Raw genomic sequence first — 22,041 nt, 5'->3', positions numbered from 1 at the left:
GGGTGGGCATCGCAACGTCCAGCCCAGCTCCTGGCCCCTCCCGCAAACAGGAGGGAGAACCAAACTCATCCCGCCCGCGCCGCCAGCACCGCGATCATCTCCCGCCCCAGATCCGCCAGCGGCCCGTCCCCTTCGCGGGCGTAGAGGGACACCAGCATCGGCTCGACCCCGCCCAGATCGTGCCGCCGCGCCACCGCCGCCGCGCCCACGCCCGCCAGCGGCAGCAGCGACACGCCAACCCCGGCCGCGACCGCCGCCACGACGCTTTGCAGGCTACTCCCCGAAAATGCGACGAACCAGCGCCGCCCCTCCCGCTCCAGCAGCGCGAACATCTGCTCGCGGTACAGCCCGCCTGCCGGGAAGCAGACCAATGGCAACGCCGCCTCATCCACCGTCTCCACACCCGCCGCCGCGAACCAGCCCAGCGGCTCGGCGAAGGCCGCACGGCAATCCGGCCCTGCCACGGCCTCCTTCACGATGACGACATCGAACTCCCCCTGCCGGTATCGCTGCGCCAGATCGCGGCTGAGGCCGGTGGTCGCATCCAGCCTGATATGCCGGTGCGCCCGCGCAAAACCGGCAAAGGCCTGCGCCATCGCACCCGTCGCCAGATCCTCCGGCAGACCGATCGAGATCGCTACCGTCCCCGCCGGATCGCGCAGCAGCAGCGCGGCATCCTCGTTCAACAGCAAGATCCGCCGCGCATGGCCGATCAGCCGCTCGCCCATCGCGGTCAGGCACACCGGCCGCGCCGACCGATCGACCAGCCTGTGCCCCGTCATCGCCTCCAGTCGGCCGATCTGCTGGCTGATGGTCGACTGGGTCATGTTCAGCCGCTCGGCTGCATGGGTGAAATTGCCGCTATCGGCAATGGCGACAAGGCTGCGCAGCAGGCGGGGATCGAACATGACCGCCATTATCAATCCGCATGCTATCCATTCCAACATCTAATTTGCGCATGATGAGGGCGCCGCTAGAGTTATATTTCCCCTCTGGAGCGCGGACCGACGATGAAGACCCTGCTGGCCACCACCTTGCCCCTGATCGCGCTCATTGCCGGCCCAGCGCGCGCCGCTCCCCAACGGGCCGACATGATCATCCGCCATGTCTCGGTCATCGACGTCGAACAGGGCCGCGCCGATGCGGATCAGGCCGTGGTCCTGCGCGGCGAAGATATCGTCGCCGTCGGCCCGGACAAGGCGATAGCCAGGGCTTGGCGCGCGACCGGTGCGATCGAGGGCAAGGGCCGCTTCCTCATCCCCGCGCTCTGGGACATGCACGTCCATTTCGGCGGCGGCCCGGACCTGATCGAGGAGAATAAGGCGCTTCTCCCCCTCTATGTCGCCCATGGCATCACCACCATCCGCGACTGTTCGGGCGATTTGCCCGAAACCGTCCTCCAATGGCGCCACGACATCGCCAACTTCAGTCTGTTCGGCCCGCGCCTGCTCTCCTCCGGCGCTAAGATCGAGGGGATTTCCCCTGTCTGGAAGGGTACGATCGAGGTCGGCAGCAAGGCCGATGTCGACGCCGCCATCACCCGGCTCCAGCAACGCGACCATGTCGACTTCGTGAAGATCACCGACAGCACACTGAAGCCCGACTTGTTCCTCTACGCCGTGGCGCAGGCGAAGGCGCATGGCCTGCGCAGTTCCGGCCATATCCCCATGGCGCTGACCGTGGGGCAGGCGGTGGACGCCGGCATCAGTTCGATCGAGCATCTCGACTATGCCTATAAGGCCGGGGTGAATGACGAAGCCGCCATCGCCGCCGATTTCGCTGCGGGCCGCATCGACCGGGCGGAGGCCAGCCGCCGGCTCGACAGTGGTTTCGACAGCGCCACCGCCATGGCCGCCTATCGCAATTTCGCCGCGAAGGGCGTGTTCGTCACCCCGACCCTCAATGGCAGCCGCATCCTGACCTATCTCGATCGCGACACCCACGCGAACGATGCCTATCTCGCCTATATCGGGCCGAAGCTGCGCAAGACCTATGACTGGCGCATCCAGCGTGCGGCAGGGGCCGATGCCGCCGCCATCACGGCACGCCATGAGCATTTCGAACGCATGGCCGCCATCCTTCCGTTGCTGCAAAAGGCGGGCGTCACGATCATCGCCGGCACCGACGCGGGTTTCCTGAACAGTTTCAACTATCCCGGCATCGGCCTGCACGACGAACTCTCGCTGTTCGTCCGCCAAGGCCTCACACCCGCCCAGGCCCTGTTCTCCGCCACCCGCGCCGGCCCGGCCTGGTTCGGCCAGCTCGACCGTTATGGCAGCGTGGAAGCCGGAAAGGCCGCCGACCTCGTCCTCCTCGACCGCAATCCGCTCAAGGATATCGAGGCGACCCGCGCGATCGCCACGGTCGTCATGCGCGGAAAACCCTACGACCGCGCCGCGCTCGACGGGATGCTGGCCGACACGAAGGAAAAGGTCGCAAACTGGAACAAGGCCCCCTGACGCGAGCAGACATAGCCTGATTTCTCTCCAGCAGGATACCAGGCTGGCTCAAGGCAGACACCGGCGACCAAGCATTGCCTAAATTTCCACCATGCGTTACCACGTTCCACAAAATGGATATTTGGAGACGAAGATGCGCGGAAAAGGGCTGGCTCTGATGGGACTGTTGCCGTTGCTGGTCGCGGCGGCTCCGGCGCCCCAAAAAGCTGCCATGCCCGCATCATGGATCGACGCCACCACCGGCCACCGCATCGTGCGGGTAGATGACCGGCCCGGCAATTACGGTCTCTATTTCAACTATAACCCGTTCACGCCGGACGGGAAGCGGATGATCTACCTGACGCCGGAGGGCATCCGCGTTGCCGACACGGCCAACTGGACCACGAAGCTGGTACTGAAGGAAAAGATCGACCGGCTGCTCTTCGTCGGCAACAGCACGCCCGTCGCCTATTACAGCACCAGTCCGATCGGCAACGAAGCCGCCTCCACCATCTGGTCGGTCGATCTCGACACCGGCAAGCGTCGCCGCATCGCCGACCTGCCCGGCGGCCGCATCGCCTCCATCAACGCCGACGACACGCTGCTGGCCGGCCATCGCGAACTGGAACCGCCGCCCGCCGCCATCGCCGCGCAGGGCAATCGCGATCCGAAAACCGGCTCCCCCACCTATGCCGCCAACGGCCCGGACGGGAAGCCCCTGCCTTTCGCGGTCGCCAAGGAACAATGGATGGCCAAGCGCCTCGCCGCCGGGGTCCCGATGGAAATCTTCACCATCGACATCCGCACCGGCGAACGGAAGACCGTCACCCAGTCCAACGACTGGCTGAACCACGTCCTTTTCTCGCCATCGGACCCGACCCTGCTATCCTATTGCCATGAAGGCCCCTGGCAGAAAGTCGACCGCATCTGGACCATCCGCACCGACGGCAGCCAGAAGACGAAGGTGCATCAGCGCACCTTTCAGGGCGAAATAGCCGGCCATGAATATTGGCCACCCGACGGCCGCACCATCTGGTACGACCTCATCCAGCCGATGGGCGTGCGCTGGCTCGCCAGTCTCGACGTGGTGAGCGGCAAGCGCATCTGGTACAAGCTGGGTGAAGGGCAAGGCAGCTATCATTACAGTTCCTCGCCGGACAATCGCCTCTTTTCCGGCGACGGCAATGATGATGGCAAATATATCAGCCTCTTTCATCCCCGCGCCGACACAAATCCCCGCGTCCCGGACACGCTGGACGGCGACAGGCTGATCGCGGCCGGCGACCTGCAAACCGATCGGCTCGCCGACCTGTCGAAACAGGATTATACCCTGGAACCCAACCAGCATTTCACGCCCGACGGCAAATGGCTGGTCTACCGCGCCAATGTGGAGGGTAAGCCGGCCATCTACGCGGTGGAAGTGGCAAAGCCGGAATAAAACAGATATAGTGCCACAATCTGCTCCCCGGCGCAGGCCGGGGAACGCTCCATATAAGTCTACGTCATAGCGCGCCGATATCAGGCACTCGCCGCCGACGTTTCGCACAATGCCTTGAACTGCTCCATCATCATGTCCCAGCCGGGATGAAAGCCCATTGCCTCATGCCGCGCCTTGGCCTCGGCATCCCAATGGCGCGCTGTGGCGGTGAAGCGCGTGCCGTCCCCTTCCTCGACAAAGTGCCAGACGGCAGTGATGAAAGGAGTCTGCGGCACCCAGCCCGCCGCATAGGCATCGCTCGTCACCGCCAACGCGTTCGGCACCACCTCCAGGAACACGCCCTCCATCGGCCCTGTTTCCTCGCCATTCGGCCCGAACATCTGCACCGCGCTGCGCCCGCCGGGGCGCAAATCCTGTTCGATCACCTCCGCGCGCCAGGGCTTGGGGCAGAACCATTCTTCCTTCAGGTCGGTCCACACCTTCCAGCATATCTCGCGCGGCGCGGCGATATGACAGGTCACCGACAATATATGTTCAGCACTGTTCATGCCGTTTTCCCTTCGAACGCCGCCTGCATCGCGGCGGTGTCCAGCTTCCGCATCGTCATCATCACCCCCATCATCCGGGCTATGCCCTCGCGGTCATCGGTCTTGTAATTGTCCATGATCTGGCGCGTCACCAATTGCCAGCACAGGCCATATTTGTCGGTGACCCACCCGCACGGTCCATCCTTGCCGCCATCGGCGGTCAGCGCGTCGAAATGGCGATCCAGTTCCGCCTGGTCCGCACACGCCACAGACAGCGATATCGCCTCGTCGAAGCTGAATTGCGGCCCGCCATTCAGCGCCTGATAGCTTTGTCCGAACAGGGTGAATTCGACCAGCAGCACGCTGCCACCCGGCAGCGGCGATGGCGACGGATTCTCCTGCGGATAGTAGCTGACATGGTCGATCGACCCGCCAAAGACGGACACATAGAATTGCGCCGCCTCTTGGGCCTTGCCATCGAACCAGAGGCAGGGGGTGATCTTGTCCATCATGCCGCCGCCTTGCTGCCTACAGCCGCGAACATCGCGCCCTGCGGATCGCGCGCCTGCACGATCCAGCCGCCACCTGGCACCTCCGTCGGGCCATTCAGCACCGTGCCGCGGCTGGCCTTCACTGTCTCCACCGCGACATCGATATCGCCGACGACGAAGTAGAAGAGCCAGGCCGGCCGGGGCATTTCCTTCGGGATCGGCATGATGCCGCCCGTCATGTCCTGAAAATCGCTGCCGCCGGTCTGCGACACCAACTGGTAACTGCCCATCTCGCCCATATCCATGGCGTCCCCGGTCGTCCAACCCAACTGTCCGGTGTAGAAGGCCAGATCCTTGTCGAAGTCGCCTGCATATAACTCATGCCAGCCGACATGGCCCAGCGCCATGGGCGGGGCCGCCTCCATCCCTTCGTCGCTCGATCCCTTCAGCAGCATGAAGACAGCACCGCCCGGATCGGCCATCACCGCAAAGCGCCCGACGCCGGGAATATCCTCGGCCGGCCGCATCACCTTGCCGCCTGCCGTACCCAGCCGCTGCGCATCCGCATCGACATCCGCCGATCCCATATAGCCGCCCCACCAGGGCGTCATGCCGCAGTCCTTGGCTTCGGCCGGGATCGCCATGATCCCGCCGACCGCGCCTGCGCTGCCGGATACGACATGATAGGGTTCGCCCAGATCGCCGCCAAAGGGCGCATGGCTCCAACCCAGCACATCGCCATAAAAAGCCAGCGCCGCCTGCGGATCACTGGTCATCAATTCATACCAGAAGAATTTGCCGGTAGAGTCGGTCATCATCTGTCTCCTTGCATGGAGGTCAGGGCAGGAAGGTCAGGCCTTCGCGTCCAGCAGCACCTCGAACCCGCCATAGATCAACCGCGCGCCGATGAAGGGCATGTCCTCGCCCTCCTTGGGTTGCATCCGTTCATCCTTCATGACCTTCTCGGCGCCGGCGTCGCGGGTGGCCTTGTCGGGCCATTCGATCCAGGAAAAGACGACCTCCTCATCCTCTTCCGCGATCACAGCGGTACGGAAGTCGTTGGTCTTGCCGACCTTCACGTCGTTCGCCCAGCATTCCACCACGCGCAACGCGCCATATTCGATGAAGATCGGCGCGGCAAAGGCCGCAACCTCGCGATAGCGTTCCTTGTTGCCCTTGGGCACCGGGATCACGAAACCGTCCATATAGGCCATTGTCTCTCTCCTCTTATCTTCGTTCAGGCGGTGGCAGGCTGGCCGGCCGCCATCATGGCGTCCATATCCATCCACATCACTTCCCAGATATGACCATCCGGGTCGGCGAAATTGCGGCCGAACATGAAGCCATGATCCTGCGTCGGGTTCGGCTCGCTGCCGCCCGCCGCCAACGCCTTATCCACCGTCGCATTCACGGCATCGCGGCTCGTCTCGCTCAAGCACAGCAGCACCTGCGCGGTTTCATGCGCATCGGGGATGGCGCGGGGCGTGAAGCTGCGAAACCGGTCATGGGTCAGCAACATCACATGGATCGTTTCGGACAGGTTCATCATCTGCGCGCTGTCATCGGCGAAATCCCGGTTCGGCACCGCGCCCACCGCTCCATAGAAAGCGATCGAAGCGCGAAGGTCGCTGACGGGCAGGTTGACGAAAATCATCTTCGGAGCGGGTTCATTTGCCATCACGCTTCTCCTCTGAACTTTCCCGACGATCGCATCTCTTATGCGACTCACCGCTTGAACTTTGTGCGCTTGGTAATTACTTTATGCAACTGTTACGTTAGAAAAGATAACCATGAGCCAAAAACGCGCCTATCAGGACGGTTGTGCCGTCGCCCACGCCCTCGACATCATCGGGGATCGCTGGGCGATGCCGATCATGCGCGAACTGATGCTGGGGCCAAAGCGCTTCACCGACCTGCGCGCCGGCCTGCCCGGAATCAGCGCCAATGTGCTGACGCAAAGGCTGGAGGAACTGGAAGCATCCAGTATCCTCGTCCGCCGCCGCCTGCCCCCGCCTGCCGCCAGCCAGATCTACGAACTGACGGACTGGGGCCGCGAATCGGAAATATTGTTCCAGGTGCTGGGCCGCTGGGCCTGCCGATCACCCACGATGGAGCCGGGCAAGCCGATGAGTCCGGTGTCGGTCATCCTGTCGATGCGCACGATGATCGACCGCAGCCGCATCGGCGACCTGAACACCACCATCGGCTTCCGCTTCGGTGAGGAAGAGTTTCGCGCCACCTTGGCAAAGGGTGATGTCCTGATCGACCGGGGCGTGGCCGCTGGCGCAGACACGATCCTCAGCGGCGACCAGAATAGCCTGATCGCGGTCCTCTATGGCGGTGCGCGCTATGCCGATGTCCTGTTGACGGTCGAGGGGGACGAGGCGCTGGCAGACCATTTCGCCACGCTCTTCCCCCTGCCCCCCAAGGCGCCCGACATGGTCAGCCCTGCGCCGACAGCTTCATGAGCACCAGCCCGCCAAGGATCAGCCCCGCCGCGACCAGTCGCGCGGCGCTGATCCCCTCGCCCAGAAAGGCGACCCCGACCGCAAAGGCGCCCAGCGCCCCGATCCCGGTCCAGATCATATAGGCCGTGCCCAGCGGCAGGCTGCGCATCGCCAGCGACAGCAATCCGAAACTGGCGACCATCGCACCCAAAGTGATAAGGCTCGGCACCAGCCGGCTGAACCCATGCGACTGTTTCATCGCAAAGGCCCAGACGATTTCCAATATACCGGCAATGAAGAGATAGACCCAGGCCATGACGGCTCTCCTTCCAACAGAGAGCCGGGCCGTCCCGGACTTGAAGACCCGCAGGGGTGGAGGACGTGGCCTCGCTGCCACGCTCATACCCGCTCGGGCTGAACCTGTCGAAGCCCTTTTCTGAACTTCGACAGGCCGAGCGCGCTCAATGCGCCCCGTTCAACATCCCGAACACCTGCGCAAACTCCCCTCGCTGCGTCGCCTCGCTCAAAAACTTCACCCGCTCGACATGGATTTCCGCCGGGGTCGGCTGCTGCCGCAACAGCGCCATCGTCTCCGCGATGAAGTCGGCCAGCGGCATCATCTGGTCATTCTCCGCATGGCCGGGCATCAGGTCCGTCTGCACGCCGGGCGGCACGATCTCGACCACCTCCACCCGCGTCGCCCTGAGCTGTTCGCGCATCGCCAGCGACCAGCCATGGATCGCCGCCTTGGTCGCGCTGTAGGTCGGCGTCGCGGCCAGCGGGACGAAGGCCAGCCCCGACGACACGGTCAGGATGGTCGACGCCGCCTGCGCTTCCAGATGCGGCAGCAGCGCATGGGCAAGCCGGATCGGACCGAGCAGATTGGTCGCCACCGTGGCCTCCGCGATCGCCAGGTCGATCTTGTCCTCCGCCACCATGATCCCGGCGTTGAGCAACACGGCATCGAGCGCCGGAAAATCCTTCACCAGCTTTTGCGCAAAGGCCACGATCGCTGCGGGATCTTCCATGTCCAGCGTCAGCGCCGCCATGCCAGGATGGTCGGCCACGACCGCGTCCAGCGCCGCCTGCCGCCGCCCGGCGATGATGACCTGATTGCCCGCTGCATGAAATTCATGCGCCAGCGCCGCGCCGATGCCCGATCCGCCGCCGGTGATGAGGATGGTATTGCCTGAACTTTGCATGGGTCAGCTCCTTTCGATTGGCTGACACCCAATCTAGGCCTATACTCTCTTTTGGAAAGTAGGCACCATAAAGTGCTGTAGTTACCCAAAGGTGAGAAATGGCAAATCCGCTGCAATCCCGCTTCGCCGCCGCCGATATCGCGCAGGCCGAGCATTATCTGGCGCATGAACCGCCCACCGACATCGACCCGCGAATCGAGCGGCTCGTCAATGAGCTGATCGGCCGCATCGCCGACAAATGGACGCTGCTGGTGCTGGAGGAACTGGAGGAGAAAGGCACGCTGCGCTTCACACAAATCGGCCGCGCGGTGGAGGGTATCAGCCAGAAGATGCTGACCCAGACGTTGCGCCGGATGGAACGGGACGGCCTGCTCACCCGCACCGTCCACCCGGTGGTGCCGCCCCGCGTCGATTATACGCTGACCCCGCTCGGCAACAGCCTCAGCGCGGCTTTTTGCGGCGTATGGGTCTGGGCCGGTCGCAATCTGGAAACGGTGGAAGCCGCCCGCGCCAGCTTCGATGCGCGCGATTAGAGCATCGTGCGGAAAAGTGGGAACCGGTTTTTCGCTTAAAACGATGCGAAAACAAAAAACGAGTGGTCCGATTCTGACATTCGATACCGAATGAAGCCATGTGGCGATCGAATGTCAGAATCTTTCAGGACCATTAGAAATCATTGATTCTAGTGGATTTTACGATTTTGACATTTGCAGACCCATCCCAGCCGCCAGGGGATGCAAATGTCAAAATCAATCCACTGGAGCGCGCGACCTGCATCGGATTTAACGCAGCGCGCTCTAGACGCTGTGGGTTTTACCTCAAATCCGTTCGCGCTGAGCCTGTCGAAGGGCCTTTCTTCTTGGTAGGAAAGGACAAGGCTTCGACAAACTCAGCCCGAACGGACATGTTTGATAGCTTACTCGCCCGACGTCGTAGGCACCGGCTGCACGATCAGCTTGGGTGTGCTGTTATCCGGCAACGTCCGCGCCGGCGCGGGCGGACCTGACGGCGCGACGGTCGAGCGTGCAGGTGCGGCAGCCGGCGGCGTCTGGGTCGCGTCCATCGAACTTTTGTAGCTTGGCGTCCAGCCCTTGGGCGGGGCCTCACCCGGCGGGATCGGCGGCGGCGGCAATGGCGTCGGCGACACGACGACCGTCACCGTCGCACCGAAACGGGACTGCCATTCGGCCAGCCGCCGCAGATAATCGGCATAGGCCTCATAGAAATCCTGGAACGGCTTTTCCAGCTCGGCCAGCAGGGCGGGGGCCTCCTCCAGCAATTGCGAGGATGGCATGGCGATGATCTTCTGCCCCACCGTCACCGCGACCGGGCAGAACGTCTTGATGACCGGCGGCAGCGCGAAGAAATTATAGACCACCGTGTTCAGCCGCTCGCGCGACGCCATGCCCGAACTGCCATAGGCCACGCTGTAGTTGCGATCGACCGCTGCGTTCGCGCTGCTCAGCATCACCTTATGCTGTGCCAATATCTGATTATATTGCAGCCGCGCGGTCGGCCCATATTTGTCGCAATTGAGCGCCGCGACGTTCAGCGCCATGCGGATATGCCACAGCGCCGTATTGGACGTGACGCCGCGATTGGCGGTCAGATATTTGCCGTCCTCGCCCTTTTCGGGGATGCTCATCCCTGCGGCCGCGCTCGCTGGCGGCACCGGGCGCACGGTCGGCACCACCGGCGGCGGCGGGGTGGGCGGCGGCGGGGGCGGCGGCGTCGAACAGGCCGCCAGCACGGCCAGCGAGACAAGGGAAAGACGGCCGATAAGGCGCGAGGACAACATCAAATTCTCCGGCAGGACGATAGCACCGGTCATGCCGGGCGTTGGGCTAGGGGAAATATGCCTAACCCGCGACTCACCGCAACCCTTTAAGCGACTCGCCGTTCCAGCGCCTCGGCAGCCTGCGCCATCAGTTGCGCGATGATGTCCGCGACCGGCTCTTCCTTCGTCACCATGCCGACCGACTGGCCCGCCATCAGCGACCCGCCCTCGACATCGCCGTCGATCACCGCCTTGCGCAGCGCCCCGGCCCAATAATGTTCGATCTGCAACTGCGCTTCCATCATGTCCACCGTGCCGCTGTCGAGCAGGTTGGCGACTTCGCGCTGCTTGGCGGTAAAGGCTTCGGTGCCGGCATTCTTCAATGCGCGCACCGGAATGACCGGCAGGCGCGGGTCGATCTGCACGCTGGCGATCGCATCGCGCGCCGACGCGCGGAAAAACGCCTTCTTGAAATTGGGATGGGCGATGCTCTCGCTCGCGCAGGCGAAACGGGTGCCCAGTTGCACGCCGGCCGCGCCCATTTCCAGATAGGCGGCGATCGCCTCGCCCCGACCGATACCGCCCGCCACGAACACGGGCACTTGGCTCGCCATTTCCGGCAATATTTCCTGCGCCAGCACGCTGGTCGCCACAGGGCCGATATGGCCGCCCGCTTCCATGCCTTCCACCACCAGCGCATCCACGCCCGACCGCACCAGCTTCTTCGCCAGCGCCAGCGCAGGCGCAAAGCAGATCAGCTTCGCTCCCTTCTGCTTGATCGCCTCGATGCTGCCCTTGGGCGGCAGGCCACCAGCCAGCACGACATGCGACACGTCATGCCTGGCGCACACATCGATCAGGTCGAACAGCATCGGATGCATGGTGATCAGGTTCACGCCGAACGGCTTGTCGGTCAGCACCTTGGTCGCCGCAATCTCCGCGTCCAGCAGTTCCGGCGTCATCGCGCCGCAGGCGATCACGCCGAACCCGCCGGCATTGGAAATCGCCGCCACCAGGTTGCGCTCACTGACCCAACTCATCGCCCCGCACAGGATCGCCGTCTCGCACCCGAAAAATTCGGTGCCGCGAGCCATGAGGGAAGTGAGCTTGGCGTGGGTCATAAACGGACTTTCCAGAATCAAAAAAAGCCCCTCCCCTGCGGGGGAGGGGTCCGGCCGAGGGCGTGCCGCAACACGGACCCTCGCCCTTCCTCATCACTCCCCTGACCGGGGAGCGCCAAAAAATCAACCCACCGGCGCATCCAGACCATAAGCGGTATGCAACACACGCACCGCCAGTTCCGTCTCATCCTCGTCGATCAGCACCGAAACCTTGATCTCGCTCGTGGAAATCGCCTCGATGTTGATGCCGCGCTCGGCCAGCGTCTTGAACATGGTGGCGGCGACGCCCGCATGGCTGCGCATGCCCACACCCACGACGCTGATCTTGGCGACTTCGGTGTCGGTGATGATGCGGCGGAAACCGATCTCGTCCTTGTTCGCTTCCAAAATATCGACGCTGCGGGCCAGGTCGGCGCGCGGGACGGTGAAGGTCACGTCCGTCTCTTCCGTGTCCTTGCTGTCATTCTGGATGATCATGTCGACGTTGATCGCCGCATCGGCCAGCGGCACGAAGATATTGGCGACCGCACCCGGCTTGTCGGGTACGCGCGTCACGATGATCTTCGCCTCATTCTTGTCATGGGCGATGCCGGTGATGAGCTGACGTTCCATCTTGTCTTCCTTGAGCTTGGCTTCCAGTTCCACGTCGCTGACGATCAGCGTGCCGGGCAAATCATCCTGCGTGGGGTCGTCGAAGGACGACAGCACCTGCACCACCACGCCCTCCTTCATGGCGAGGCCGACCGAGCGCGTCTGCAACACCTTGGCGCCGACCGATGCCAGTTCCAGCATTTCCTCATAGGTGACGAGGTTCAGCTTGCGCGCGCGCGCCACGATACGCGGGTCGGTGGTATAGACGCCGTCGACGTCGGTGTAGATGTCGCAGCGATCGGCCTTGATCGCGGCGGCCACGGCGACCGCCGACGTATCGGAACCGCCACGGCCCAGCGTCGACACGCGGCCATCGGCCATCATGCCCTGGAAACCGGGGATCACCGCCACCGTGCCCGACCGCATCGACGCCAGCAGGTCCAGCGTGTCGATATCGCTCACCCGCGCCTTGGCATGCGCCTCGACCGTGCGGATCGGCAATTGCCAGCCCAGCCAGCTCCGCGCATCGACGTCCATCGCCTTGAGCGTCATCGCCAGCAATCCGCTGGTGATCTGCTCACCCGCCGCGACCACGACATCATATTCGGCCGGATCGTACAGCGCCGACGCTTCCTTGCAGAAACCGACCAGACGGTCCGTCTCGCCGGCCATGGCGGATACGACGACGGCGACTTCATGCCCCTGTTCGACGACATGTTTGACACGCGCCGCCACGTTACGAATTCGCTCCATCCCCGCCATGGAGGTGCCGCCGAATTTCATCACGATGCGCGCCATTTGCTTGTCGAACCTATTCGTTATTGTGAAACAAAATTTCCCAAAGGGGCGAAACGGCGCTCCTATTAGCAGCGCGGGCGCATATGGCAAGCAATCCCGCCGCTTCACGCCCCTTCGCGACATCACCTGCCGCGGGCGCTTTTCCGTTCAAGCGGATGGCCGGACATTGGCCTTCGCTTGTCGCCCTGCTAGTGATCCGATTCTGACATTTGCTACCCTATCGGATAAGGCGTGTTCAAATGTCAGAATCTTTTCGGACCACTAGCAATCTTTTGATTCTAGTGGATTTTGCGATTTTGACATTTGCAGACCCATCCCAGCCGCCAGGGGATGCAAATGTCAAAATCAATCCACTAGAAGGCAGTCATGACAATCGAAACCGTCACCGCCACCATAGACCCGAAGGAAGCCGCCCATTTCGGCGCGATGGCCGCCGACTGGTGGGATCCCGCCGGTTCCAGCGCGATGCTCCACAAGCTGAACCCGGTGCGCCTGCGCTATATCCGCACCGCGATCGACCGGCATTGGCCCGGCGAGGCCCAGGCATTCCGTCCGCTCGCAGGCAAACGCGCCCTCGATGTCGGCTGTGGCGCGGGCCTGCTCACCGAACCGCTCGCCCGCCTCGGCGCTACCGTCACCGGCCTCGACGCCGCCCCGGAAAATATCGCCGCAGCCACCGCCCATGCCGCCGGGCAGGCCCTGACCATCGACTATCGCGCCACCCCGGTAGAAGCGATGGCCGACGCCGGCTTCGATCTCGTCACCTCGATGGAAGTGATAGAGCATGTCGCCGACCCCGCCGCCTTCGTGCGCGCCCTCGCCGCGAAGCTCTCGCCCGACGGCCTGATGATCCTGTCCACGCCCAATCGTACGCCGCTCTCCCGCCTCGCCATGATCACCATCGGTGAAAGCGTCGGCGGCATTCCCAAGGGCACGCATGACTGGCACAAATTCATCACGCCCGACGAACTGACCGCGCTGCTCGATCAGGCCGGCCTCGACGTCACCGACAATATCGGCCTCAGCTTCGATCCGGGGCGCGGCTTCACTTTGTCCGCCAACACCGCGATCAACTATCTCCTGACCGCGCGCCACAAGCCCTGATAACGATAGGACAGCGCTGACCCGCGCCGTCGCCCGTTTTTCCGCGTGACATAGCCGCCCTTTTGCCCTAATGGCGCGCCCAGCGGACCCCTGCCGGCAATGGCGCGGGTCTTCCGTCCGAGACAGTTGGTGAAGGGAATATGCCCTTCTTAATCTCCAGCCTAGACGGGGAAAAGTTCTTTACCGGACGGGCCATGCGCCCGATTCGGGTCTGCCTGATCCTGTTGGACACGGGCCAGTCGATCTCTCCCCTTCGGACTTTAGTGCCCCATGCCGTCAGGCGTGGGTGTTAGCCGTTCGCTTGGCTGTTCAGGCGAAGCGAACATGAAGTGGAGTAATGGCATGGATCGTAATCAGAAAGCTGATGTCGTTTCCGCGCTGAACGCAGAACTGGCAGAAGTTGGCGTGGTCGTCGTGACCCGCAACCTCGGCATGACCGTCGCACAGTCGACCGTCCTGCGCCAGAAAATGCGTGACGCCGGCGCGACCTACAAGGTTACGAAGAACCGCCTCGCCCGTATCGCCCTTGATGGCACCAGCTACACCGGCCTGAGCGACCTGCTCACCGGCCCGGTTGGTCTGGCCACCTCGGTCGACCCGGTTGCAGCCGCCAAGGTTGCGATCGATTTCGCCAAGACCAACGACAAGCTTGAGATCGTTGGCGGCGCGATGGGTGAAGTGCTGCTCGATGCGGAGGGCGTCAAGGCGCTCGCATCGATGCCGTCGCTGGATGAACTGCGTGCGAAGCTGGTCGGCCTTCTGGTCGCCCCGGCTACCAAGCTCGCAACCGTCACCCAGGCACCGGCTGCGCAGCTTGCGCGCGTCTTCAACGCCTATGCGGAGAAGGAAGCGGCGTAAGCCGTTCGCCTTCCCGATTTTTGACCCTCATCTGACGGGGCATTTCGCCCCACAAAAGGAACTATATCATGGCAGACATCAACGCTCTGGTCGACCAGCTCTCGGCCCTCACCGTCCTCGAAGCCGCCGAGCTGTCGAAGGCTCTGGAAGAAAAGTGGGGCGTTAGCGCCGCTGCCGCCGTCGCCGTCGCCGGCCCGGCCGCCGCCGCCGCTGCACCGGCTGCTGAAGAGCAGACCGAATTCGACGTGATCCTCACCGGCGACGGTGGCAAGAAGATCAACGTCATCAAGGAAGTCCGCGCCATCACCGGCCTGGGTCTGACCGAAGCCAAGTCGCTGGTCGAATCGGCTCCCAAGGCCGTCAAGGAAGGCGTGAACAAGGACGAAGCCGAGAAGGTCAAGAAGCAGCTTGAAGAAGCTGGCGCGACCGTCGAGCTGAAGTAATCGGACTGGCCCCGGAGCGTCATGCTTCGGGGCGAACCGATCCGGCCCAGCCGGACAAAGAGGCGGCACCTTCGGGTTGCCGCCTCTTTTGTGCATTTGCGGTGGTGACTTTGGGCCGGGGTGGCGAGCCAGCTTTCACCGGGCATTGCCGTCCGGGGATATGACCGCCGACACCATCTTCCGCCTTAATCTGCATCCTCACCCTGACCGTGTTTCAGGGTCTATTTCTCCCCCGCACAGTGGTTTGCTGGGCCTGATGGATGCTGAAACAAGTTCAGCATGACGTTGGTGGAATGGCAGAAAGCCACTGACAGGAGAGGCTCGCTACACTGAGCCGAACACATCACTAGCGCTGGTAGAAAAAAGAGCAGCACAAGCCAAAGCGCAATCATCGCGCCAGCCTCTCATGAGGATGAAATCTCCGCAATTGGGCGATCGGTGCCAAACGACTTTTCACCCCGCTGCGTCAGATATGGCTGCTCGCCCCTCAATAATTCCACTGCACCTGCGTACGGATCAGATCCCCCTCGGCCCGCCCCGTGCGCCGTTCGTCCGCCTCCGCGCGCTTCATCCGGGCATAGGCGATGGTGATCTCCAGCGCCTTCCACGGCTGCCATTCGACGCCCATCTCGAACTCGTCGGTTTCCAGACGCGGGGCGCTGGTGCTGCCCTTCCATCCGCCGCGATAATGTTGCCAGCGACCATAGGGCATCAGCGCACCGACTGTCTCCGTCGGCAGGCGATACATCATCTGGACATAGCCGCCGCTCAGCTTCTTCACCGCGATCGTCTGGCTGGCGCGGTCGAACTCCGGTCCCTTGCCCCAATTCCATTCCGCCTGGATGCCAAAAGGCTGGGGATAGAGCATGGCATGCACGCCGACGCGATCATCCTTATAGGCGACGCTGCTGATCGCCCCGCTGCGCAATTCAGGCTGCACATCGTTCAGCATCGCCGATCCGCCGACCTCGACCACCTGCCCCTCGAACGCCCCGCCCAAGCCATCCAGCTCGAACGGCCAGGTGGCGAAGGCCACCTTCATCAACCCGCGATTCTGCTCGGTCCGGTTGGTGCCCTGACCGTTGAAGACACCGACGCCAAAAGCGCCATAATTGCCGAACAGCTTCTGTCCGTCATGCCCCAGCCGGTCCCAGATCTTCTGAACCGATGGCGGGGTATAATAGCCGACGATCCCCAGATCGCGCTCGCTCGGCACCGCACTGTTGATCGCGTCGCTGCGATCGAGCGTCAGCCGATTGGACGACGACTGCATATTCTCCCAGCCGAACGGCACCTTGGACTGGCCGAAGCGCACACGCAGGCTCTTGTCCTTGTCCAGGAATATGTCGGCATAGGCATCGCGCAACTGGGCAAAGCCCTCGCGCCGCTCGCTGCCGGCCTGATTGTTCACGGCCGTCGCGAAATCGGACTGGAGGTAGAGCGACACGCGGTCGGACACATCGCCCTGCAACACCAGCCGCGCCCGACGCAGCGAGAAGCTGCCACGATCCGAGATCGAACTGTCATGCACCGACCGCAGGCGCGACATGCCCGCCGGCGCGGTATCGTCACCCGACAGGAAGGCATTGTAGCGCATCTGGGTATAGCCGCGCAGCGAAAGCTTTTCATACCAGGCCTTGGATTTCGGAGCGGGTGAAGATGCGGACGCCGCTACCGGAACGGCTGGCGGCGCGGATGCCACGGCCAATGCGGACGAAGCCCCCTCACCCGCAGGCACCGGACTGGATAGCGGGGCAGTCGCCGTCTGGCGGGCCGCCAGAGCAGTGGTCAGCGCCTGCACCTGCGCCTTGAGTTCATCGATCTGCTGCTGCAACGCGGCGTTGCTTTGCGCCTGCGCCGCCTCCGGCATCAGCGCGATCAGGCTCACCGCCAGCGCCGCGCTCTTGAATGGTAATCCTGCCATTGCCCCGCCTCCAATTCGCATGCGGCGGAGCGCTATGTCAGTTCGATGACGTCAAAATGACGTTTATATCTCACTTTTATGACAATAGCCTGCAACCCCGCCTCTCACCTGCTCTATGAGGGTGCTGCGTTGCGGCGGCGTGACCATGAGCTTGTCTTTCGCACCGCTGGCTGTTTCCCCCTGCCATGGAAATGCGTTAAGCCGTTGCCCGACATGCCCTTCATCACCGCTCCTCTCCGGTCCTGTCGCCGCATTTTTTTGGCCGCCGCCCCGCTCCTGTGCCTGCTGGCCAGCGGCTGCTCGGATGAGGGGCGCGATCCCGTCGTCGTCAGCGTCGTGGGCAGCCGCGACGATTTCGCCAAGCCGCTACCAAATCTGCCCGACCCCGGCGCCAAGCTCTATCTGGAGGCCACGGCGCAAGGGCTGGTCGCCTTCGACGCCGGCGGCGAAATCCTGCCCGCACTGGCGCAGCGCTGGATCGTGGAGGATGACGGGCGCAGCTATATATTCCGCCTGCGCCGCGCCTTCTGGGCCAATGGCACGCGCGTCACCGCCCCCGATGTCGCCCGCATGCTGATGGCGCGGATCGAATCGCTGCGCCGCCTCGACCCGGACGGACCGCTCGACGCGGTACAGGCGGTGGTGCCGATGACCGGCGAAGTGATCGAAATCCGCCTCGCCGCACCGCGCCCCTATGTGCTGCAAATGCTGGCCCAGCCGCAAATGGCCGTCCTGTCCCGCGATGGCGGCACCGGTCCCTATCGCCGCGCGGCGCGGGGCAATGCCGTGATCCTGACGCCGATCGACCGCGCCAGCGGCGACGATGCGGCGGACGAACCGTTGCCCCCCTGGCAAACGCGCGTGTTGCGCGCCGAACGCGCCGCGCTGGCGATCATCCGCTTTCGGGAACGCGATGCCGACCTGGTCCTTGGTGGCCGTTTCACCGACTTGCCGCTGCTGGTCCCGGCCGGCATCGACCGCGACAATGTCCGCGTCGACCCGGTCAGCGGGCTGCTGGGCCTGGCCGTCACCGGCCGGGGCAAGCTGCTGGACGATCCCGCCATCCGCGCGGCCATCAACATGAGCATCGACCGCAGCCAGTTGCCCGCCACCTTCCCGCTCGGCGGCTGGGCCACCAGCGAACGGCTGCTGCCGGACCAGATGGACCTTGGCCGTGCGCCCACCGATCCCGCCTGGTCGGCCCTCCCGCTCGACCAGCGCCGCGCGCAGGCCGGGGCCAGCGTCACCCGCTGGCGCGCCGACAACGGCCCGCCGCCGCCGCTGCGCATCGCCCTGCCGTCCGGGCCCGGCGCCACATTGCTGCTGGGCATGCTGCGCCGCGACCTCGCCAGCATCGGGCTTCCGGTGCAGCGCGTCGCGCTCAATGCCGATGCCGATCTGCGCCTGATCGATGAAGTCGCCGCCTATGACAGCGCGCTCTGGTATCTCGGTCGCATCGGCTGCGCCCGCAAGATCCATTGCAGCGACGTCGCCGATGCCCAGTTGCAGGCGGCCAGCCTGGCCAGCACGGTGGACGAACGGGTCGCCCGCATCGCTGAGGCCGAAGCGCAGATGGTCGCGCATAATGGCTATATCCCGCTTGGCGCTCCGGTACGCTGGTCGCTGGTGTCGAAACGGCTCACCGGCTTCCAACTGTCCGCCCGCGCCCGTCACCCATTGAACCATCTCTTCCGCGCCACCAATTAGGATGCTGAGCGTTCGACCCTAAACGCACCGGCGTCCGGGGCAGCGCGTGAATCAGGCTCCCATCAAAAACGGGGCGAGGAGATGTTGCAGATGGCGATTTCGCAGGATCAGTTCGACCAGGTGGTGCGCGACATACCCGGCTTCGGTCGCGACCCCGCTTCGATCCGCCGCCGGATCGAGGCGATGGAGGCTGTGCTGGAGGGGCTGTTCGTCATCCCCGGCACCAATCGCCGGGTCGGGCTGGACAGTCTGGTCGGCCTGATCCCGATCGTGGGCGACATCGCCACCGCCGCGATGGGCGCATGGATCGTGTGGGAAGCCCGCAACCTGGGCATGTCGAAATGGCAGATCACCCGCATGGCCGCCAATGTCGGCGTGGATACGCTGGTCGGCGCCATCCCCTTCGCCGGCGACCTGTTCGACTTCCTATATAAATCGAACACCAAGAATCTGCGCATCATCCGCAAGCATCTTGATCGCCACCATCCCTCGACGGTGACGATCGACGGATGAAGCAGGCTGTCAGTGCGTGCCCTCGGCGGGAGGCTGCGCATTGGGGTCCAGGTCCAGAAACAGCCCCGGCTCGCGCTGCGGCGTGGGCGTCTGCGCAGGCCGACGCGGATTGGCTATGCTCGGACCCGGCTCGATCCGCAGATAGGCACTATCGGGCGCGCCACCCTGATGCGGCGGGCAGCGGGTAAATTCCAGCGCCCGGTCCAGGCACAGCCAGATTTCGCTCAGCCAGTTGCCGCGCGTCGTGGTGACACGCATCATCTCGGCCTTCATCCCCTTGTTGGCGCGGGCGAAGGCTTCGGCAAACTGCCCCACCGTCAACGTCTTGCGCCGCGCCAGCGCCCCCATGTCGGGATAGCGCAGCGACTGGTAGAAGGCGCGCGACAGGTTGAAATACAGCTCCGGCTTCGTCGTCATGCAGGTGCCGTGCTTGGCCCATTCATGCTGGATCAGTTGCGGCGACGGCGTGTTGCACAGATTCTGGCGGATCACCTCGCGCGGGACCAGATCGGCCGGGCGACAATATTGCGGCCACTCCTTGCCATAGCCGTCGGGCCACAGCCCATGCAGGGTGAAGCCGAACTTCCCCGCCTTGCCCCCACATTGCAGGCTGCCCCGGTCCCGCGCGGTCGAGCAATATTGCGGCGACCAGCTTATCGCCAGCGTATAGCTGCCGATCGGCAGGGCGCGCTTGGGTTCCTTGGCGCTCGGCCCTTCCGCGTCCGGCCGGGCGATCTGCGCCGGCATGCGGCACTGCGCCGACTGGGCCAGCGCCACGCCGGGGGCAGCCATCAGGATCAAGGCGACAAGCGATTTAAGCATAAGCGAAATCCAGTCCGATGTCGGCCGCCGGCGCCGACTGAGTCAGCCGCCCGACGCTGATATAGGTGACGCCCGTATCGGCTTTCGCCCGGATCGTGTCCAGCGTGACGCCGCCCGACGCCTCGGTCGGCACGCGCCCGCCCACCAGCGTCACCGCCCCGCGCAATGTCGGCGCGTCCATATTGTCGAGCAGCAGATGGGTCGCCCCGGCCGCCAGCGCCGGTTCGATCTGGTCGATCCGATCGACCTCGACAATGATCCGCTCGACGCCCGCCACCACGGCCCGGCGTACCGCTTCCTCGACCGATCCGGCGACCGCGACATGATTGTCCTTGATCATCGCCGCGTCCCACAGCCCCATGCGATGATTGGTCGCCCCGCCCTGCCGCGTCGCATATTTCTCAAGGCATCGCAGACCCGGAATCGTCTTGCGCGTATCAAGCAGGGTCGCGCCCGTGCCCTTGATCGCATCGACATAGGCCCGCGTCATCGTCGCGATACCGGTCAGATGCTGCACCGTATTGAGCGCGGACCGCTCCGCCGTCAGCATCGCCCGCGCCTTGCCCCGGATGCGCAGGATGTCGGTCCCCGCCGACACCCGGTCACCATCCTGATGCAGCAGTTCGATCTCCACATCCGGGTCCAGCGCCCGGAAAAACGCCACCGCGATCGGCAAACCGGCCAGCGTCACATCGTCCCGGCTGTCCATCACCCCGTCGAAGATCGCATCGGCAGGAATCACCGCCTCGCTGGTGACATCGCGGCCATCGGGACCAAGGTCTTCGGCCAGCGTGGCCGCAAGGAAAGCGTCAAGGTCGAAGCCGGGCAGCGCAAAACTCACGGCCGCGCGCCCACATCACCCTGCCCCACCGTGGCGCTGGCCATTTCCAGCATCCGGTCCAGGCTCTTCTTCGCCTGCAACCGCAGCGTCTCGTCCATCTCGATCCGGGGCTGCAAGTCGCGCAGCGACAGGTACAGCTTCTCCATCGTGTTGAGCGCCATATAGGGACAGATGTTGCAGTTGCAGTTGCCGTCCGCACCCGGCGCGCCGATGAAATTCTTGTGCGGCACCGCCTTTTCCATCTGGTGGATGATATGCGGCTCGGTCGCCACGATCAGCGTGTCGCCCGGCATCGTCTTGGCGAAATCCAATATGCCGCTGGTCGACCCGACATAATCGGCATGATCGACGATATAGGGCGGACATTCTGGATGGGCGGCGATCGGCGCGTCGGGATGCTGCACCTTGAGCTTCAGCAACTCCGTTTCGCTGAACGCCTCATGCACGATGCACACGCCCGGCCACAGCAGCATGTCGCGGCCCAGCTTGCGCTTGAGGTACCCGCCCAGATGCTTGTCCGGGCCGAAGATGATCTTCTGATCCTTGGGGATCTGCGCCAATATCTTTTCGGCGGAAGACGACGTCACGATGATGTCGGACAGCGCCTTCACCTCGGCCGAACAGTTGATGTAGCTCAGCGCGATATGATCGGGATGCGCCTCGCGAAACGCCTTGAACTGGGCGGGCGGGCAGCTATCCTCAAGGCTGCAACCAGCGTCCATATCCGGCAGCACCACGATCTTCTGCGGCGACAGTATCTTGGCCGTCTCCGCCATGAAGCGCACGCCACAGAAGGCGATGACGTCGGCGTCCGTCTCCGCCGCCTTGCGCGACAGTTCCAGCGAATCGCCGACGAAATCGGACAGGTCCTGAATCTCTGGCGACTGGTAATAATGGCCAAGGATCACGGCGTTGCGCTCCTTGCGCAAACGCTCGATTTCAGCGCGCAGGTCGGTGCCCTGCGGAATCCCGGTAAAAGCGTTCATACCCTGTAACTCC

Annotated in this window: 24 protein-coding genes; 9 read left to right on the top strand and 15 right to left on the bottom strand. The window is 63.9% G+C overall.

Annotation, left to right across the window (positions count from 1 at the left end; translation table 11 throughout):
* Positions 1–65 precede the first annotated feature (65 nt).
* Positions 66–917, bottom strand: coding sequence for a LysR family transcriptional regulator (locus tag ASE85_RS10235; protein ID WP_268795125.1), 852 nt, complete (start codon positions 915–917; stop codon positions 66–68).
* A 93-nt stretch (positions 918–1,010) separates the two neighbouring features.
* Between ASE85_RS10235 and ASE85_RS10230 the strand changes: the two genes are divergently transcribed.
* A complete protein-coding gene (locus tag ASE85_RS10230; RefSeq protein ID WP_056687454.1) occupies positions 1,011–2,459 on the top strand; it encodes an amidohydrolase family protein in 1,449 nt (482 codons plus the stop codon).
* Positions 2,460–2,592: 133 nt separating this feature from the next.
* Complete coding sequence (locus ASE85_RS10225) at positions 2,593–3,876, top strand: oligogalacturonate lyase family protein (RefSeq protein ID WP_235523475.1); 1,284 nt, start codon at positions 2,593–2,595, stop codon at positions 3,874–3,876.
* 80 nt (positions 3,877–3,956) lie between these two features.
* On the opposite strand, the gene ASE85_RS10220 is transcribed toward ASE85_RS10225, so the two are convergent.
* Genes ASE85_RS10220 through ASE85_RS10200 form a run of 5 tightly spaced genes read right to left on the bottom strand, consistent with a single transcriptional unit; the run spans position 3,957 to position 6,572 of the window.
* Positions 3,957–4,424, bottom strand: a complete 468-nt coding sequence (locus ASE85_RS10220; RefSeq protein WP_056687453.1) for an SRPBCC domain-containing protein — start codon at positions 4,422–4,424, stop codon at positions 3,957–3,959.
* Complete coding sequence (locus tag ASE85_RS10215) at positions 4,421–4,912, bottom strand: VOC family protein (RefSeq protein ID WP_056688647.1); 492 nt, start codon at positions 4,910–4,912, stop codon at positions 4,421–4,423. The genes ASE85_RS10220 and ASE85_RS10215 overlap by 4 nt, the downstream gene beginning before the upstream one ends.
* Positions 4,912–5,709 carry a VOC family protein gene (locus tag ASE85_RS10210; protein WP_056688645.1) on the bottom strand — a complete coding sequence of 266 codons (798 nt, stop codon included), beginning with the start codon at positions 5,707–5,709 and terminating at the stop codon, positions 4,912–4,914. Before ASE85_RS10210 ends, ASE85_RS10215 begins: the two co-directional genes overlap by 1 nt.
* Before the next feature lie 36 nt (positions 5,710–5,745).
* Positions 5,746–6,108 (bottom strand): DUF1428 domain-containing protein, encoded by a 363-nt coding sequence (locus ASE85_RS10205; RefSeq protein WP_056687452.1) that lies wholly within the window; start codon positions 6,106–6,108, stop codon positions 5,746–5,748.
* 23 nt (positions 6,109–6,131) lie between these two features.
* Positions 6,132–6,572 carry a VOC family protein gene (locus ASE85_RS10200; protein ID WP_056687450.1) on the bottom strand — a complete coding sequence of 147 codons (441 nt, stop codon included), beginning with the start codon at positions 6,570–6,572 and terminating at the stop codon, positions 6,132–6,134.
* A gap of 112 nt (positions 6,573–6,684) precedes the next feature.
* Between ASE85_RS10200 and ASE85_RS10195 the strand changes: the two genes are divergently transcribed.
* Entirely contained in the window at positions 6,685–7,362 is a 678-nt protein-coding gene (locus ASE85_RS10195; RefSeq protein ID WP_056687448.1) for a winged helix-turn-helix transcriptional regulator, read from the top strand.
* Here ASE85_RS10195 and ASE85_RS10190 read toward each other — a convergent pair.
* Both ASE85_RS10190 and ASE85_RS10185 read right to left on the bottom strand, forming a co-directional pair.
* Positions 7,337–7,657 carry a DMT family transporter gene (locus ASE85_RS10190; protein ID WP_056687446.1) on the bottom strand — a complete coding sequence of 107 codons (321 nt, stop codon included), beginning with the start codon at positions 7,655–7,657 and terminating at the stop codon, positions 7,337–7,339. The two genes, ASE85_RS10195 and ASE85_RS10190, sit on opposite strands and share 26 nt — an antisense overlap.
* 145 nt (positions 7,658–7,802) lie before the next feature.
* Positions 7,803–8,543: an SDR family oxidoreductase gene (locus tag ASE85_RS10185; protein WP_056687444.1), complete on the bottom strand. Its 741-nt coding sequence runs from the start codon at positions 8,541–8,543 to the stop codon at positions 7,803–7,805.
* Between the two features lie 98 nt (positions 8,544–8,641).
* Here ASE85_RS10185 and ASE85_RS10180 point away from each other — a divergent pair, with 98 nt between their 5' ends.
* A complete protein-coding gene (locus ASE85_RS10180) occupies positions 8,642–9,076 on the top strand; it encodes a winged helix-turn-helix transcriptional regulator (RefSeq protein ID WP_056687442.1) in 435 nt (144 codons plus the stop codon).
* 383 nt (positions 9,077–9,459) lie between these two features.
* Here ASE85_RS10180 and ASE85_RS10175 read toward each other — a convergent pair whose 3' ends face one another.
* The 3 genes from ASE85_RS10175 to ASE85_RS10165 all read right to left on the bottom strand — a co-directional run bounded on the left by ASE85_RS10175 (position 9,460) and on the right by ASE85_RS10165 (position 12,830).
* Entirely contained in the window at positions 9,460–10,341 is an 882-nt protein-coding gene (locus ASE85_RS10175) for a hypothetical protein (protein WP_235523473.1), read from the bottom strand.
* An 86-nt stretch (positions 10,342–10,427) separates the two neighbouring features.
* Positions 10,428–11,441, bottom strand: a complete 1,014-nt coding sequence (locus tag ASE85_RS10170; protein WP_056687438.1) for an NAD(P)H-dependent flavin oxidoreductase — start codon at positions 11,439–11,441, stop codon at positions 10,428–10,430.
* 123 nt (positions 11,442–11,564) lie between these two features.
* Entirely contained in the window at positions 11,565–12,830 is a 1,266-nt protein-coding gene (locus ASE85_RS10165) for an aspartate kinase (protein ID WP_056687435.1), read from the bottom strand.
* Between the two features lie 366 nt (positions 12,831–13,196).
* Here ASE85_RS10165 and ubiG point away from each other — a divergent pair, with 366 nt between their 5' ends.
* The 3 genes from ubiG (at position 13,197) to rplL (ending at position 15,235) form a co-directional block, all read left to right on the top strand.
* On the top strand, positions 13,197–13,934 hold the full coding sequence (gene ubiG / locus ASE85_RS10160) for a bifunctional 2-polyprenyl-6-hydroxyphenol methylase/3-demethylubiquinol 3-O-methyltransferase UbiG (protein WP_056687433.1): 738 nt from the start codon (positions 13,197–13,199) through the stop codon (positions 13,932–13,934).
* A 342-nt stretch (positions 13,935–14,276) separates the two neighbouring features.
* Positions 14,277–14,792, top strand: a complete 516-nt coding sequence (gene rplJ / locus ASE85_RS10155) for a 50S ribosomal protein L10 (RefSeq protein ID WP_056687431.1) — start codon at positions 14,277–14,279, stop codon at positions 14,790–14,792.
* A 68-nt stretch (positions 14,793–14,860) separates the two neighbouring features.
* Positions 14,861–15,235, top strand: coding sequence for a 50S ribosomal protein L7/L12 (rplL, locus tag ASE85_RS10150; RefSeq protein WP_024020785.1), 375 nt, complete (start codon positions 14,861–14,863; stop codon positions 15,233–15,235).
* Positions 15,236–15,722: 487 nt separating this feature from the next.
* Here the strand turns inward: rplL and ASE85_RS10145 are convergent, their stop codons facing one another.
* A complete protein-coding gene (locus tag ASE85_RS10145; RefSeq protein WP_056687428.1) occupies positions 15,723–17,159 on the bottom strand; it encodes a porin in 1,437 nt (478 codons plus the stop codon).
* Between the two features lie 213 nt (positions 17,160–17,372).
* On the opposite strand from ASE85_RS10145, the gene ASE85_RS10140 reads away from it, so the two are divergent.
* Positions 17,373–18,866: an ABC transporter substrate-binding protein gene (locus ASE85_RS10140; RefSeq protein WP_056687425.1), complete on the top strand. Its 1,494-nt coding sequence runs from the start codon at positions 17,373–17,375 to the stop codon at positions 18,864–18,866.
* 90 nt (positions 18,867–18,956) lie between these two features.
* Entirely contained in the window at positions 18,957–19,379 is a 423-nt protein-coding gene (locus ASE85_RS10135; protein ID WP_056688642.1) for a DUF4112 domain-containing protein, read from the top strand.
* A gap of 9 nt (positions 19,380–19,388) precedes the next feature.
* On the opposite strand, the gene ASE85_RS10130 is transcribed toward ASE85_RS10135, so the two are convergent.
* From ASE85_RS10130 to nadA, 3 genes are read right to left on the bottom strand one after another with little or no spacing between them, the layout of a single operon-like run.
* Complete coding sequence (locus ASE85_RS10130; RefSeq protein WP_056687423.1) at positions 19,389–20,201, bottom strand: ribonuclease T2 family protein; 813 nt, start codon at positions 20,199–20,201, stop codon at positions 19,389–19,391.
* A complete protein-coding gene (nadC, locus tag ASE85_RS10125; RefSeq protein WP_056687421.1) occupies positions 20,194–21,042 on the bottom strand; it encodes a carboxylating nicotinate-nucleotide diphosphorylase in 849 nt (282 codons plus the stop codon). The genes ASE85_RS10130 and nadC overlap by 8 nt, the downstream gene beginning before the upstream one ends.
* Positions 21,039–22,028, bottom strand: coding sequence for a quinolinate synthase NadA (gene nadA / locus ASE85_RS10120; RefSeq protein WP_056687419.1), 990 nt, complete (start codon positions 22,026–22,028; stop codon positions 21,039–21,041). The genes nadC and nadA overlap by 4 nt, the downstream gene beginning before the upstream one ends.
* Between the last annotated feature and the right edge of the window lie 13 nt (positions 22,029–22,041).

Source organism: Sphingobium sp. Leaf26, from assembly GCF_001421665.1.
Classification (GTDB): Bacteria; Pseudomonadota; Alphaproteobacteria; order Sphingomonadales; family Sphingomonadaceae; genus Sphingobium.
This window is presented reverse-complemented; position numbering and strand designations above follow the sequence as displayed.

Bases quoted from the DNA above. Each gene is read 5' to 3' on its own strand.
- ASE85_RS10235 (WP_268795125.1), bottom strand. From the start codon at position 917: ATGGCGGTCATGTTCGATCCCCGCCTGCTGCGCAGCCTTGTCGCCATT.
- ASE85_RS10230 (WP_056687454.1), top strand. From the start codon at position 1,011: ATGAAGACCCTGCTGGCCACCACCTTGCCCCTGATCGCGCTCATTGCC.
- ASE85_RS10225 (WP_235523475.1), top strand. From the start codon at position 2,593: ATGCGCGGAAAAGGGCTGGCTCTGATGGGACTGTTGCCGTTGCTGGTC.
- ASE85_RS10220 (WP_056687453.1), bottom strand. From the start codon at position 4,424: ATGAACAGTGCTGAACATATATTGTCGGTGACCTGTCATATCGCCGCG.
- ASE85_RS10215 (WP_056688647.1), bottom strand. From the start codon at position 4,912: ATGGACAAGATCACCCCCTGCCTCTGGTTCGATGGCAAGGCCCAAGAG.
- ASE85_RS10210 (WP_056688645.1), bottom strand. From the start codon at position 5,709: ATGACCGACTCTACCGGCAAATTCTTCTGGTATGAATTGATGACCAGT.
- ASE85_RS10205 (WP_056687452.1), bottom strand. From the start codon at position 6,108: ATGGCCTATATGGACGGTTTCGTGATCCCGGTGCCCAAGGGCAACAAG.
- ASE85_RS10200 (WP_056687450.1), bottom strand. From the start codon at position 6,572: ATGGCAAATGAACCCGCTCCGAAGATGATTTTCGTCAACCTGCCCGTC.
- ASE85_RS10195 (WP_056687448.1), top strand. From the start codon at position 6,685: ATGAGCCAAAAACGCGCCTATCAGGACGGTTGTGCCGTCGCCCACGCC.
- ASE85_RS10190 (WP_056687446.1), bottom strand. From the start codon at position 7,657: ATGGCCTGGGTCTATCTCTTCATTGCCGGTATATTGGAAATCGTCTGG.
- ASE85_RS10185 (WP_056687444.1), bottom strand. From the start codon at position 8,543: ATGCAAAGTTCAGGCAATACCATCCTCATCACCGGCGGCGGATCGGGC.
- ASE85_RS10180 (WP_056687442.1), top strand. From the start codon at position 8,642: ATGGCAAATCCGCTGCAATCCCGCTTCGCCGCCGCCGATATCGCGCAG.
- ASE85_RS10175 (WP_235523473.1), bottom strand. From the start codon at position 10,341: ATGTTGTCCTCGCGCCTTATCGGCCGTCTTTCCCTTGTCTCGCTGGCC.
- ASE85_RS10170 (WP_056687438.1), bottom strand. From the start codon at position 11,441: ATGACCCACGCCAAGCTCACTTCCCTCATGGCTCGCGGCACCGAATTT.
- ASE85_RS10165 (WP_056687435.1), bottom strand. From the start codon at position 12,830: ATGGCGCGCATCGTGATGAAATTCGGCGGCACCTCCATGGCGGGGATG.
- ubiG (WP_056687433.1), top strand. From the start codon at position 13,197: ATGACAATCGAAACCGTCACCGCCACCATAGACCCGAAGGAAGCCGCC.
- rplJ (WP_056687431.1), top strand. From the start codon at position 14,277: ATGGATCGTAATCAGAAAGCTGATGTCGTTTCCGCGCTGAACGCAGAA.
- rplL (WP_024020785.1), top strand. From the start codon at position 14,861: ATGGCAGACATCAACGCTCTGGTCGACCAGCTCTCGGCCCTCACCGTC.
- ASE85_RS10145 (WP_056687428.1), bottom strand. From the start codon at position 17,159: ATGGCAGGATTACCATTCAAGAGCGCGGCGCTGGCGGTGAGCCTGATC.
- ASE85_RS10140 (WP_056687425.1), top strand. From the start codon at position 17,373: ATGCCCTTCATCACCGCTCCTCTCCGGTCCTGTCGCCGCATTTTTTTG.
- ASE85_RS10135 (WP_056688642.1), top strand. From the start codon at position 18,957: ATGGCGATTTCGCAGGATCAGTTCGACCAGGTGGTGCGCGACATACCC.
- ASE85_RS10130 (WP_056687423.1), bottom strand. From the start codon at position 20,201: ATGCTTAAATCGCTTGTCGCCTTGATCCTGATGGCTGCCCCCGGCGTG.
- nadA (WP_056687419.1), bottom strand. From the start codon at position 22,028: ATGAACGCTTTTACCGGGATTCCGCAGGGCACCGACCTGCGCGCTGAA.